The sequence below is a fragment of the Anaerotignum lactatifermentans genome, from assembly GCF_016902535.1.
Lineage (GTDB): Bacteria > Bacillota > Clostridia > Lachnospirales > Anaerotignaceae > Anaerotignum > Anaerotignum lactatifermentans_A.
This window is the reverse complement of the sequence record NZ_JACSNY010000007.1, coordinates 1-12,326: the sequence shown is the minus strand read 5'-3', so window position 1 is coordinate 12,326 and position 12,326 is coordinate 1. Positions and strand designations below refer to the sequence as shown.

Below are 12,326 nucleotides of genomic sequence, written 5' to 3'. Positions count from 1 at the left end.
ATTAGATCACCTCTGCTTTTCCGCCGGCTGCTTCGATTTTTTCCAGAGCACTCTTGCTGTAGAAGTTTACCTTTACTGTCAGCTTTCTTTCCAGATCGCCTTCGCCAAGGATCTTCACGCCATCTCTGGGGTTGCTGATCAAACCAACGGCCTTTAAAGCATCGATATCTACGACTGTGTCGTTTTCAAATACGTTCAGCATGGAAACGTTGATAGCAACGATTTCTTTGCTGTTTCTGCAAGTGAAGCCTCTCTTAGGCAGTCTTCTGTACAAAGGCATCTGACCACCTTCGAAACCGCATTTACCGCCGGAACCGGAACGCTGGCCCTGGCCTTTATGACCTCTGCCTGCTGTTTTACCGTTACCGGTTGCATGACCTCTGCCTCTTCTCCAGTTCTTTTCTCTGGAGCCTTCAGCAGGTCTCAATTCGCATAAGTTCATGTTGGCACCTCCTAAAATTAAATCTCTTCAACTTTTACAAGGTGGCTAATCTGATGAATCATGCCTCTGATAGCCGCGTTGTCCTGTTGAATCACGCTGCTGTTTGTCTTTCTCAGACCCAGCGCCTGTACTGTTTTTTTATGTTTCGGAATTGCTCCGATTGTAGATTTCACCAATGTGATTTTAATTTCAGCCACTGTCAATTCCTCCTTAACCCAAGAGTTCTTCTACAGTAATGCCACGCAGTTTCGCTACTGCTTCAGGTGTTGTCGCTCTGGACAGACCTTCGATGGTTGCGCTTACTACGTTACGTTTGTTGTTGGAACCCAGGGATTTTGTTCTGATGTTGCGGATACCTGCCAATTCCAGTACGGCACGAGCAGGGCCGCCAGCGATGATACCGGTACCTTCTGCAGCAGGCATCAGCAGAACGCTTGCGCTGCCGTATGTGCCTGTAACGCCGTGGAAGATGCTGTCTACATCATTTCTGTTTACTTCGATGATGTTTTTCATAGCGTCTTCTTTCCCTTTGCGGATTGCATCGGGGATTTCAGCAGCTTTCCCTACGCCGCAGCCTACATGACCGTTGCCGTCGCCAACAACAACCAGTGCGGAGAATCTCATGGTACGACCGCCTTTTACAACCTTTGTAACACGGTTGATGGTTACTACTTTATCTTTCAGATCTAAAGTGCTTGGATCGATTCTTTTCACCTTGCTTTTCCTCCTTGCCTTAGAATTTCAGACCAGCTTCTCTTGCTGCATCTGCCAGAGCTTTTACTTTGCCGTGATAGATGAAGCCGCCGCGGTCAAATACAACTTCTGTAATACCTTTTTCCACTGCTTTTTTCGCGATAGCTTCGCCAACAGCCGCTGCAGCTGCAACAGTGTCTGTATGTTCTAATGTGCTGGCGATCTCAGATTCCATGGTGGAAGCTGCTACCAGTGTATGATGTGCAACGTCATCAATGATCTGCGCGTACATGTGTTTGTTGGATCTGAACACAGCCAGTCTGGGTCTCATTGCGGTACCCTTCACATGATTGCGGATTCTGTAATGTCTTTTCTGACGAGCCGCTGCACGAGATGGCTTATTAATCATAGTATTTTTCACTCCGTTTCTTCAAAAATCAGTCACTTTCCGATATAAACAATCTAAACCTCTTGGTTTAATTATTTCTTACCGGTCTTACCAACTTTACGTCTAATATATTCGTCAGAGTATTTAATACCTTTGCCTTTATAGGGTTCGGGGGGACGTTTTGTTCTGATCTCTGCTGCGAACTGTCCAACTTTTTCTTTATCAATACCCTTAACAATGATCTTGTTTGTGCCTTCTACGATGGATTCGATGCCTTCGGGATCTTCCATCTCAACGGGGTGGGAATAACCCAGAGTCAGTGTCAGCTTCTTGCCGGACTTTGCTGCTCTGTAACCAACACCGTTGATTTCCAGAGTCTTTTCATAGCCCTGTGTAACACCAACGATCATGTTGAAAATCAATGTTCTTGTCAAGCCGTGTAAAGCTTTGTTTTTCTTCAGGTCATTGGGTCTTGTAACCACGATCTGACCATCTTCCATTGCGATATGCATGTCAGCGGATAATTTTCTCTCCAGAGTACCTTTGGGACCCTTTACTGTCAGCAGGTTGTCTTCGCCGATCTTTACTTCCACACCGGCAGGTACTGCTACGGGCAATTTACCGATTCTTGACATGGTCTGCACCTCCTAATATTCTTCGTCTTATCTTACCAAACGAAGGCAACAACTTCGCCGCCTACGCCTGCTTTTCTTGCTTCCTTATCTGTCATCAGGCCCTGGCTTGTGGAGATGATTGCGATCCCCAGACCACCCAGTACCTTAGGCAGTTCGTCTTTGCCGGCGAAAACTCTCAGACCGGGTTTGGAGATTCTCTTCAAACCTGTGATAACTTTTTCGTTCTTGTCTGCGCCGTATTTCAGGCTGATGCGAAGTGTTGTTTTGATACCATCTTCGATTACTTCGTAGCCTTTTACATAACCTTCTTTTGTTAAAATGTCCGCAATTGCTTTCTTCATCTTGGAAGAAGGAACATCTACTGTATCGTGTTTCGCAATATTACCGTTTCTGATTCTTGTGAGCATATCTGCGATAGGGTCGCTCATGGACATTGTCAATTCCTCCTTTCGTTTTACCAGCTTGCTTTCTTTACGCCGGGAATCTGGCCTTTGTATGCCAATTCACGGAAGCAAATACGGCAAATTCCATATTTTCTCAGTACAGAGTGGGGTCTGCCGCACACTCTGCAACGTGTATAAGCTCTTGTAGAGAATTTAGGCTTTCTCTGCTGCTTTACAACCATAGATCTCTTAGCCATTGTTTTCCCTCCCTTAATTATTTAGCGAATGGCATACCGAACAGTCTCAGTAATTCTCTTGCTTCTTCGTCTGTTTTCGCTGTTGTTACAAATACGATGTCCATACCTCTGATCTTGTCTACTTTATCGTATTCGATTTCAGGGAAGATCAGCTGTTCTTTGATACCCATTGTGTAGTTGCCTCTGCCGTCAAAGCTGTTTGCCTTAACACCACGGAAGTCACGTACACGAGGCAGAGCGATGTTGATCAGTCTGTCTGCGAATTCGTACATTCTGTCGCCTCTCAGGGTAACTTTGCAGCCGATGTTCATGCCTTCACGCAGCTTAAAGTTCGCTACGGATTTTTTCGCTTTTGTTACCAGGGGCTTCTGACCGGAGATGATTGCCATATCCTTTACAGCGCCGTCCAGAACCTTAGCGTTTTCTCTTGCTTCGCCAACACCCATGTTGATGATGATCTTTTCGATCTTGGGTACTGCCATTTTGTTTGTATATGAAAACTTCTTTGTCATTTCAGGAACAATTTCTGTATTATAGAAATCTCTTAATCTGCTCATTGTTAACCTCCTTTCGCAGGGATCAGTCGATTACTTCGCCTGTCTTTTTCGCTACTCTAACCTTTTTGCCGTCTTTGATCATTGCGCCCAGACGTGTTGCCTTGCCGTTATGCAGGTACATTACGTTGGAAGCGTGGATGGAACCTTCTTTTTTCACAATGCCGCCCTGCTGGTTCTGCATGTTGGGCTTTGTGTGTTTGGAGATCATGTTTACGCCTTCCACAATGACACGGTTGTTCTTTCTATCTACATGAAGGATCTTGCCTTCCTTGCCTTTGTCTTTGCCGGCGATGACAACTACCTTGTCACCTGTTTTCAATTTCATGTTAGCCACCTAGCACACCTCCTTATAATACTTCCGGTGCCAGAGAAAGAATCTTCATGAACTGTTTCTCTCTCAGCTCTCTTGCAACGGGCCCGAAGATACGTGTACCTCTGGGGTTTTTGTCCTCTTTGATGATAACCGCTGCGTTTTCGTCGAATTTGATATAGCTGCCGTCTGCTCTGCCTACGGGATGAACGGTTCTAACTACGACTGCTTTTACAACGTCGCCTTTTTTAACAACACCGCCGGGTGTTGCGTCTTTAACCGCAGCTACGATAATATCGCCAACTCCTGCATATCTTCTGGTGGAACCACCCAGAACTCTGATGCAAAGAAGTTCTTTTGCTCCTGAATTGTCTGCTACTTTCAATCTGGTTTCTTGCTGAACCATATATTGTCCTCCTCTCTGAACAGGATTATTTTGCTTTTTCGATGATGCTTACAAGTCTCCATCTCTTGTCTTTGGACAGAGGTCTTGTTTCCATAACCTTTACACGGTCACCGATGCCGCATTCGTTGTTTTCGTCATGGGCTTTCAGTTTGTAAGTTCTGTTCACGATCTTACCATACAAAGGATGTTTTACTTTATCTTCTACAGCAACAACGATTGTCTTGTCCATTTTGTCGCTGACTACTCTACCGATTCTGGTTTTACGAAGATTTCTTTCTTCCACGTTGTGTGCCTCCTTTCGCTAAACCGTATTTTTTATTTTGCTGTTCTAGCTTTCTGTGTCATAACTGTCTGGATTCTTGCGATGTTTTTACGAACTTCTTTGATTCTTGCTGTATTATCCAACTGATTTGTTGCGTTCTGGAATCTCAGGTTGAACAATTCTTTCTTAGCGGAAACAAGGTCCTTCTGTAATTCATCTGCAGTTTTACCCATCAATTCATTAACGTAACCTTTTGTTTTCACTGATGATCACCTGCCATTTCTGCTGCTTCTGCTTTGGAAACGATTTTGCATTTGATAGGCAGTTTGTGGATTGCCAGTCTCAATGCTTCTCTTGCTGTTTCTTCTGCAACGCCGCCGATTTCAAACATTACTCTGCCGGGTTTAACAACTGCTACCCAATATTCGGGTGCGCCTTTACCGGAACCCATACGAGTACCGATAGGTTTTGCGGAAACGGGTTTGTCAGGGAAAATCTTGATCCAAACGTCACCGCCACGTTTAATATGTCTTGTCATCGCAACACGCGCTGCTTCGATCTGGTTGGATGTGATCCAAGTGGGCTCCATAGCCATGATGCCGAAATCGCCGTAAGTAACCTTGTTACCTCTGTAAGCGCGGCCCTTCATGGAACCTCTCTGCTGTTTACGATGTTTCACTCTCTTAGGCATTAACATAATTACTTAGCGCCTCCTTCCTTTTTTGCTGCTTTTACAGGAAGTACCTCACCTTTGTAGATCCAAACCTTTACGCCCAGTTTGCCGTATGTGGTGTCTGCTTCTGCGAAACCATAGTCGATGTCTGCGCGCAGTGTCTGCAGGGGGATGGTACCTTCGTGGTAGCTTTCTGTACGGGCAATATCTGCGCCGCCCAGACGACCGCTTACTGCTGTTTTGATACCCTTAGCGCCGAACTTCATTGTTCTGCCCATTGCCTGCTTCATAGCACGACGGAATGTTACACGGTTTTCCAGATCCAGAGCGATTCTTTCTGCAACCAGCTGTGCGTCTGTTTCGGGTCTCTTGATCTCTTCGATGTTTACTGCTACTTTCTGGCTTGTCATCTTCTGGATCTGACCTTTCAGTTCCTCGATGGCCTGGCCGTTTTTACCGATTACGATACCGGGTTTTGCTGTATATACACTGATTTTTACTCTGCCGGCTGTTCTTTCGATTGCGATCTTGGAAATGCCTGCATCGTACAGTTTCTTTTTGATGAATTCTCTGATTTTAACGTCTTCTACCAGGTAATCAGCAAAGTCTTTTTCAGCATACCATTTGGTATCCCAGTCTTTGATGATACCTACTCTTAATCCATGCGGATTTACTTTCTGTCCCATTGTGTACCTCCTTATCTCTCATTGAGAATGATGGAAATGTGGCAAGATCTTTTCAGAATGCGGTAAGCTCTGCCCTGTGCTCTGGGGCGGATTCTCTTCATCGTAGGACCCTGGTCTGCACTTACCTCTTCTACATACAGTTTGCTCACGTCCATACCCAAGTTATTTTCTGCGTTTGCCATTGCGGATTTCAGTACCTTTGCAATGATCTCGGAAGCATATCTTGGAGAATAATTCAACATCGCTGCTGCTGTTACAACGTCTTTGCCTTTGATCTGATCCAGAACAATTTTTGCCTTTGTTGCAGGAATGCCAACGTATTTAGCAGTAGCGTGGGGTCTTTTTTCCTGTGTTGCGATATTTCTTTCTTTCTTAATTTGGCTTCTATGTCCTTTTGCCATGAACGAAACCTCCTTTCCTGTGAATCTGATTAGCGAACTCTGGATTTCTTTTCTGCGTCTTTGCCGTGGCCTCTGTAAGTTCTTGTCAGAGCGAACTCGCCCAGCTTGTGGCCAACCATATCTTCTGTGATATATACAGGCACGTGTTTTCTGCCGTCATAAACTGCGATTGTATGACCGATCATATCGGGGTAGATTGTGGAACGACGAGACCATGTCTTGATTACGTTCTTTTCGCCTGCAGCGTTCATCGCGTCGATTTTCTTCAGCAGGTGATCATCAGCGAAAGGTCCCTTTTTGAGTGATCTGCTCATTATTTCATCCTCCTTGTTTCTATTTACGCTGCGCTAGGCAGCGCAGGAATTAGCCGTTTCTGCGGCGTACGATATATTTGTTGGAAGCTTTGTGTTTGTTTCTTGTCTTGTAGCCCATTGCAGGTTTGCCCCAAGGTGTCATAGGAGAGGGACGACCGATGGGTGCTCTACCTTCACCACCACCGTGAGGGTGATCGTTGGGGTTCATTACGGAACCTCTTACAGTAGGTCTGATACCCATGTGACGTTTTCTACCTGCTTTACCGATGTGAACCAGTTCGTGGTCGATGTTGCCAACCTGACCGATGGTTGCTCTGCATTCGATGGGCAGCAGTCTCATTTCACCGGAGGGCAGTTTTACAGTTGCGTATTTGCCTTCCTTCGCCATCAGCTGTGCTACGTTACCAGCGGAACGAACCAGCTGGCCGCCTTTGCCGGGCTTCATCTCGATGTTGTGGATGTTTGCACCAACAGGGATCTTGCTCATAGGCAGTGTGTTGCCCAGTTTTACTTCGGCTTCGGGACCGTTCATTACGTGGTCGCCAACCTTCAGGCCAACAGGTGCCAGGATATAAGATTTTGCGCCGTCAGCGTAAACGATCAGCGCGATGTTTGCTGTTCTGTTGGGATCGTATTCGATCGCCTTTACTGTTGCGGGAATACCGTCTTTGTTGCGTTTGAAGTCAACCAGTCTGTATTTGATGGCTGCGCCGCCGCCTTTGTGACGAACGGTGATTTTGCCCTGGTTATTTCTGCCGGAGTTTTTCTTCAGGTGTACTACCAGAGATTTCTCGGGCGTGGATTTTGTGATTTCATCAAATGCGGACACTGTCATGTGTCTTCTGGACGGTGTGTATGGCTTATATCTCTTAATTGCCATGTTTTCCACTCCTTTCGATATTGTTTATCCGTCTACACGTTTCCGTGTGTTTTGCGTTTTGGTGTTTCTTCCAGATTACATACCCTGGAAGATCTCGATGTCTTTGCTGTCAGCAGCCAGTTTTACAACTGCTTTTTTGTATTTCTTTGTTTTGCCGAAGATATAGCCTCTTCTCTTGGGCTTGCCGCTGTAGTTCATTGTGTTTACGGAAGCAACCTTTGCGCCGTCAAACATTTTTTCTACTGCGTCTTTTACCTGAGACTTTGTAGCTTCGGGATGAACGATGAATGTGTATTTCTTCTCATCCAGAACAGCCATACTGTTTTCTGTGATAACGGGTTTCAGGATTACGTCATAATATTTCAGGTCTGCCATTATGCGTACACCTCCTCGATTTTTGCTACCGCTTCTTTTGTAACAACCAGAGTGTTGTACTTCAGCAGGTCATATACGTTGATTGTGCTTACGGAAGCTGTTTTTACATCAGGGATGTTTCTAGCGGACAGCATTACGTTTGTGTTTGCGCCGTCCATCACGATCAGTGCTTTGCCGCAGTTGATGTTTGCCAGCACCTTTGCCATCTCTTTTGTCTTAACTTCTGCCAGGCTCAGTTCATCCAGAACGATGATTTTGCCTTCTGCCACTTTTGTGGACAGTGCGGACTGCAGTGCCAGTCTCTTCACCTTCTTATTCAGTTTGAAGGAATAATCTCTGGGCTTGGGAGCGAATACTACGCCACCGCCAACCCACTGAGGGGAACGGATGGAGCCCTGTCTTGCTCTGCCTGTGCCTTTCTGTCTCCAAGGTTTTCTACCACCGCCACGTACTTCTGCGCGTGTCTTTGTGCTCTGTGTGCCCTGTCTCTGGTTTGCCAGATACTGTACAACCGCCAGGTGCATCACATGTTCATTTGCTTCTATACCGAAAATAGCGTCGTTCAGTTCGATTGTACCGACCTGTTCGCCATTCATGTTCATTACTGCAACGTTTGCCATGTTAGTTTCCTCCTTTCGTAAAGTTTATCAAGCCTTTACGCTGTCTTTGATCACCAGAACAGAACCTTTGGGACCGGGTACAGCGCCCTTAATCAGCAGCAGGTTCTTTTCTGCGTCAGCACGAACGATTTCCAGGTTCTGGATAGTTACTTTCACGCTACCCATGTGACCAGGCATTCTTTTGCCCTTCTTAACACGGCTGGGTGTTGCGGAAGAACCCATGGAACCTACTACTCTGTGAGATTTGGAACCATGACCCATGGGACCTCTCTGTGCGTTGTATCTCTTGATTGTGCTCTGGAAGCCTTTGCCTTTGGAAATGCCGCTTGCGTCTACTTTGTCGCCAGCCGCGAATACGTCAGCTTTGATTTCTGCGCCAACTTCGTATGCGCTTGTGTCTTCCAGTCTGAATTCTTTTACATATTTCTTTGCTGTTACGCCAGCTTTGTCAAAATGACCCTTCATAGGTTTTGTTACTTTTTTTGCTTTCGCATCTTTAAAGCCAACCTGTACTGCTTCGTAACCATCGTTTTCCATTGTTTTCTTCTGGATTACTACGCAGGGGCCTGCTTCAAGAACGGTAACCGGTACCAACGCGCCGTTTTCTGTGAAAACCTGTGTCATACCGATTTTCTTAGCCATAATAGCCTTTTTCATGTAGTTGCACCTCCTAATTTTTCTACAGCGGATTGCTCCTACTCCTTTTCGTTTCGGAGTAATCATACTAGATTCATATAAGAGACTGCCGTTTCGCGTTTCTTCTTATATAAACCAGTGTTTTGGATAAATTCCTTTTTATTTGAAATCAGTGGTCGTTGCTTCCCATCTGTGATTTCCTTGATCTTATCTCATTACTTTCAATGTGATGTCCACACCTGCGGGCAGGTCCAGACGGCTCAGAGCGTCTGCTGTTTTAGCAGTAGGGCTCAGAATATCGATCAATCTCTTGTGTGTTCTCATTTCGAACTGTTCTCTGGAGTCTTTGTATTTGTGTGTTGCTCTGATGATGGTCACTACTTCCTTCTTTGTGGGCAGAGGAATAGGGCCACTGATCTGTGCTCCTGTTTTCTTTGCTGTTTCAATGATCTGCGCTGCAGACTGATCGATCAGCTTGTGATCGTAAGCTTTGAGACTGATTCTGATTTTTGGGTTTGCCATAAAAAAAGTCCCCTCCTTTTCGTACTTTTGGTTTCAGCACGACAAGTGGTGACTGCACACTTATCCGGGTGTATCCTGCAACGTGGGATACGCAAAGTTATCCTGTCGAGATAACTTACCCTAAATATTCAGTACAGTGACCTTGTCGCCCGGTTTCTTGAACTGGACATCGCTCCGCGGAAAAACCGTCCGGCCTTATCTTTCTGGCCTTCCGCAACCTTCCGCATCAACACTCTATGTCACAACACAAACTAGTATACACGACCGCACCCCATTTGGCAAGTGTTTTTTTGCTTTTTTTCTCGAAAATTTCTTAGAATTTTAACAAAAATTTAAAGTCGCTTTCCGTCAGTTTTTAAACAAAGCAAACAATTATCTCTCGCTTACTCTTTTGAAAAAGGCTTTTCTTTGTCTATATCGTACAATAACAGCCCTCGTTTTTCTCCTTTTTTACACGCAAAAACCCATATGTCTCTTCCATCGGCGAAATATCGCGGTTTTTCACCTGCTCCTCCGTTTTCTTTGATGGAGTTTCTACTATATTATATCCTCTTTTTTCCCTCATTAAAAGCTCCGTAGAAAAAGAAGCGCCGGTATCCCCCGCACTGTTGGGGGTACCGGCGATCATAATGACACAGTTGTTTTGAAAAATATATTTAGTTTTTAAAGCTGTGAATGGGCGCGGGGATTCTGCCGCCTCTGGCAATAAATTTCTCGCAGCTGTATTTGTTCACTGCCATGATGGGCGCATAGCCCAGCAGACCGCCAAACTCTACGGACTCGCCAACGCCTCTTCCGATGACAGGGATCAGACGGACTGCCGTAGTCTTATTGTTCACCATACCAATGGCCGCCTCGTCGGCAATGATACCGGCCAGTGTGGCAGGAGAAGTATCTCCCGGTACAGCAATCATATCCAGACCTACGGAGCAGACACAGGTCATGGCCTCCAGCTTTTCCAGAGTCAGAGCGCCTTTTTCCGCCGCCTCAATCATGCCGTGATCCTCACTGACAGGAATGAACGCGCCGCTGAGACCGCCCACATAGGAAGACGCCATCACGCCGCCTTTCTTTACATTATCATTGAGCAGTGCCAAAGCCGCTGTGGTACCGGGTGCGCCAGGCTCCTCCAGACCCATTTCCTGGAAAATCTCCGCAATACTGTCTCCCACCGCCGGCGTAGGTGCCAAAGACAGGTCAATGATACCAAAGGGCACATTCAGACGTTTGGATGCTTCTCTGGCGATCATCTGGCCTACACGGGTAATTTTGAAGGCCGTGCGTTTTACAGTTTCGCACAGGGTTTCAAAGTCCTCGCCCCGTACCTGTTCCAGAGCCTTTTTCACAACACCGGGGCCGCTGACGCCCACATTGATGGCGCAGTCCGCTTCGCCGACACCATGGAAGGCCCCTGCCATAAAGGGGTTGTCCTCCACCGCGTTGCAGAATACAACCAGTTTTGCACAGCCGATACACTCTCTGTCTTTGGTCAGTTCCGCTGCTTTATGGATAATCTCACCCATTTCTTTGACGGCGTCCATATTCAAGCCGTTGCGGGATGTCCCAATATTTACGGAAGAACAAACAAAATCTGTTACCGCCAAAGCCTCGGGAATAGAAGCGATGAGCTTTCTGTCACTTTCTGTATATCCCTTCTGCACCAAAGCGGAAAATCCGCCGATAAAGTTAACGCCTACGGCTTTTGCCGCTCTGTCCAGCGTCTGCGCGATGCTGACATAGGAATCTGTTTTGCAGCCTGCCGCCGCAATAGCGATAGGTGTCACGGAAATTCGTTTGTTTACCACGGGAATACCATATTCCTTGGCCAGCTCGTCGCCTACCTTTACCAGGTCCTTGGCATAAGTCGTGATTTTGTTGTAAATCTTTTCATTGAATTTATCAATATCCGCATCAGCGCAGTCCAGCAGGCTGATGCCCATAGTAATGGTACGCACATCCAGATTTGCGTCGTCGATCATCTGATTTGTCTCGAGGATCTCATTTCTTGTAATCATCTGCACATCCTCCTTATCAAATGCGGTGTACCGCGTCAAAAATTTCTGTATGCTGTACTTTGATTTTCAGGCCCATTTCCTCGCCCAGTGCATCCAGACCGTCTGCGATCTCATCAAAGTTCTTGTCTGTATTTGTAATATCCACTACCATGACCATATCGAAATACCCGCCGACGATAGTCTGGGAGATATCCAGGATATTGATATTCCCTTCGGACAAAAACGTACAAACTTTGGCGATAATACCCACTTTGTCATTTCCCAATACTGTGATTACTGCTTTTTTCATGTGTTTGACCTCCTTGAAATTAGAAAACATATTTTCCTCTTTCAGGGGCAAAAGTCCATTCTGGCAAAATGGCAGTCTGCACCTGCAAAAGAGCCGCAAAACCAGAAAAACAAGGCGTTTTCAGCACCTTGCCTTCTAATTTCATGGGACTATTCTAATACCTGTCCTGCGGAAAGTCCAGTATTATTTTGTACCGCCGCTGAACAACAGCACATTTTCCCGGTTTTCAACATCTTTGGCCTGCGGAAAAATCCCGGAATATCAAGGATTTCAGGTTTTTTCTTTTTTTCCTTTCTTCCGGAAAAAAATTGTTTTTTTGACAATCCCGGAGAAAAACAGGCAAAAAAAAGAAGGGCTGTTGCCAAAGCAACGGCCCTTCTGTGCCACAGGGGGAAGGCCCTGTTTGTTTTGTAAATCAGTTCTTCACTTTGTTTGCTTTGTATTTTCTGATGGCGTCAGCCAGTTTCGGCAGAATTACCTTAACGTCGCCGACAATACCCAGGTCGGATACTTCGAAAATAGGAGCTGTGTCGTTCTTGTTGATGGAGATAACCAGTTCGGAGCCTTCCATACCAGCTACAT

General features: G+C 46.0%; 24 protein-coding genes. All 24 read right to left on the bottom strand.

The window, feature by feature from the left end; genetic code table 11:
• Position 1 precedes the first annotated feature (1 nt).
• Entirely contained in the window at positions 2-442 is a 441-nt protein-coding gene (rplO, locus tag H9X84_RS07040; protein WP_205133597.1) for a 50S ribosomal protein L15, read from the bottom strand.
• Positions 443-459: 17 nt separating this feature from the next.
• On the bottom strand, positions 460-639 hold the full coding sequence (gene rpmD, locus H9X84_RS07035) for a 50S ribosomal protein L30 (RefSeq protein ID WP_205133596.1): 180 nt from the start codon (positions 637-639) through the stop codon (positions 460-462).
• 13 nt (positions 640-652) lie between these two features.
• Positions 653-1,156: a 30S ribosomal protein S5 gene (gene rpsE, locus H9X84_RS07030; RefSeq protein ID WP_022253560.1), complete on the bottom strand. Its 504-nt coding sequence runs from the start codon at positions 1,154-1,156 to the stop codon at positions 653-655.
• A gap of 19 nt (positions 1,157-1,175) precedes the next feature.
• A complete protein-coding gene (gene rplR, locus H9X84_RS07025) occupies positions 1,176-1,544 on the bottom strand; it encodes a 50S ribosomal protein L18 (protein WP_205133595.1) in 369 nt (122 codons plus the stop codon).
• Between the two features lie 71 nt (positions 1,545-1,615).
• Positions 1,616-2,158 (bottom strand): 50S ribosomal protein L6, encoded by a 543-nt coding sequence (gene rplF, locus H9X84_RS07020; protein WP_205133594.1) that lies wholly within the window; start codon positions 2,156-2,158, stop codon positions 1,616-1,618.
• A gap of 32 nt (positions 2,159-2,190) precedes the next feature.
• Positions 2,191-2,592: a 30S ribosomal protein S8 gene (gene rpsH / locus H9X84_RS07015; protein WP_205133593.1), complete on the bottom strand. Its 402-nt coding sequence runs from the start codon at positions 2,590-2,592 to the stop codon at positions 2,191-2,193.
• Between the two features lie 20 nt (positions 2,593-2,612).
• Positions 2,613-2,798, bottom strand: a complete 186-nt coding sequence (locus tag H9X84_RS07010; RefSeq protein ID WP_205133592.1) for a type Z 30S ribosomal protein S14 — start codon at positions 2,796-2,798, stop codon at positions 2,613-2,615.
• A 17-nt stretch (positions 2,799-2,815) separates the two neighbouring features.
• A complete protein-coding gene (gene rplE / locus H9X84_RS07005; RefSeq protein ID WP_205133591.1) occupies positions 2,816-3,355 on the bottom strand; it encodes a 50S ribosomal protein L5 in 540 nt (179 codons plus the stop codon).
• Positions 3,356-3,377: 22 nt separating this feature from the next.
• Positions 3,378-3,680, bottom strand: coding sequence for a 50S ribosomal protein L24 (rplX, locus tag H9X84_RS07000; protein ID WP_205133687.1), 303 nt, complete (start codon positions 3,678-3,680; stop codon positions 3,378-3,380).
• A 22-nt stretch (positions 3,681-3,702) separates the two neighbouring features.
• On the bottom strand, positions 3,703-4,071 hold the full coding sequence (gene rplN / locus H9X84_RS06995) for a 50S ribosomal protein L14 (RefSeq protein WP_205133590.1): 369 nt from the start codon (positions 4,069-4,071) through the stop codon (positions 3,703-3,705).
• 25 nt (positions 4,072-4,096) lie between these two features.
• On the bottom strand, positions 4,097-4,354 hold the full coding sequence (gene rpsQ, locus H9X84_RS06990; RefSeq protein WP_022253568.1) for a 30S ribosomal protein S17: 258 nt from the start codon (positions 4,352-4,354) through the stop codon (positions 4,097-4,099).
• Positions 4,355-4,386: 32 nt separating this feature from the next.
• Entirely contained in the window at positions 4,387-4,596 is a 210-nt protein-coding gene (rpmC, locus tag H9X84_RS06985) for a 50S ribosomal protein L29 (protein WP_334298065.1), read from the bottom strand.
• Positions 4,593-5,030 carry a 50S ribosomal protein L16 gene (rplP, locus tag H9X84_RS06980; RefSeq protein WP_022253570.1) on the bottom strand — a complete coding sequence of 146 codons (438 nt, stop codon included), beginning with the start codon at positions 5,028-5,030 and terminating at the stop codon, positions 4,593-4,595. Before rplP ends, rpmC begins: the two co-directional genes overlap by 4 nt.
• A gap of 2 nt (positions 5,031-5,032) precedes the next feature.
• Entirely contained in the window at positions 5,033-5,692 is a 660-nt protein-coding gene (rpsC, locus tag H9X84_RS06975) for a 30S ribosomal protein S3 (RefSeq protein ID WP_205133589.1), read from the bottom strand.
• 11 nt (positions 5,693-5,703) lie between these two features.
• Positions 5,704-6,093, bottom strand: a complete 390-nt coding sequence (gene rplV / locus H9X84_RS06970; protein WP_022253572.1) for a 50S ribosomal protein L22 — start codon at positions 6,091-6,093, stop codon at positions 5,704-5,706.
• A gap of 29 nt (positions 6,094-6,122) precedes the next feature.
• Positions 6,123-6,407, bottom strand: coding sequence for a 30S ribosomal protein S19 (rpsS, locus tag H9X84_RS06965; RefSeq protein WP_016407826.1), 285 nt, complete (start codon positions 6,405-6,407; stop codon positions 6,123-6,125).
• Between the two features lie 49 nt (positions 6,408-6,456).
• Positions 6,457-7,287, bottom strand: a complete 831-nt coding sequence (rplB, locus tag H9X84_RS06960; RefSeq protein WP_205133588.1) for a 50S ribosomal protein L2 — start codon at positions 7,285-7,287, stop codon at positions 6,457-6,459.
• 75 nt (positions 7,288-7,362) lie between these two features.
• On the bottom strand, positions 7,363-7,662 hold the full coding sequence (gene rplW, locus H9X84_RS06955) for a 50S ribosomal protein L23 (protein ID WP_205133587.1): 300 nt from the start codon (positions 7,660-7,662) through the stop codon (positions 7,363-7,365).
• Positions 7,662-8,282: a 50S ribosomal protein L4 gene (gene rplD / locus H9X84_RS06950; protein ID WP_205133586.1), complete on the bottom strand. Its 621-nt coding sequence runs from the start codon at positions 8,280-8,282 to the stop codon at positions 7,662-7,664. The genes rplW and rplD overlap by 1 nt, the downstream gene beginning before the upstream one ends.
• A gap of 27 nt (positions 8,283-8,309) precedes the next feature.
• Complete coding sequence (gene rplC / locus H9X84_RS06945; protein ID WP_205133585.1) at positions 8,310-8,939, bottom strand: 50S ribosomal protein L3; 630 nt, start codon at positions 8,937-8,939, stop codon at positions 8,310-8,312.
• A gap of 186 nt (positions 8,940-9,125) precedes the next feature.
• Positions 9,126-9,440, bottom strand: coding sequence for a 30S ribosomal protein S10 (rpsJ, locus tag H9X84_RS06940; RefSeq protein ID WP_205133584.1), 315 nt, complete (start codon positions 9,438-9,440; stop codon positions 9,126-9,128).
• 656 nt (positions 9,441-10,096) lie between these two features.
• A complete protein-coding gene (locus tag H9X84_RS06935) occupies positions 10,097-11,455 on the bottom strand; it encodes a PFL family protein (protein ID WP_205133583.1) in 1,359 nt (452 codons plus the stop codon).
• 16 nt (positions 11,456-11,471) lie between these two features.
• A complete protein-coding gene (locus tag H9X84_RS06930) occupies positions 11,472-11,744 on the bottom strand; it encodes an ACT domain-containing protein (protein ID WP_205133582.1) in 273 nt (90 codons plus the stop codon).
• A 149-nt stretch (positions 11,745-11,893) separates the two neighbouring features.
• Positions 11,894-12,109 (bottom strand): hypothetical protein, encoded by a 216-nt coding sequence (locus H9X84_RS06925; RefSeq protein WP_205133581.1) that lies wholly within the window; start codon positions 12,107-12,109, stop codon positions 11,894-11,896.
• Positions 12,110-12,326: the final 217 nt, after the last annotated feature.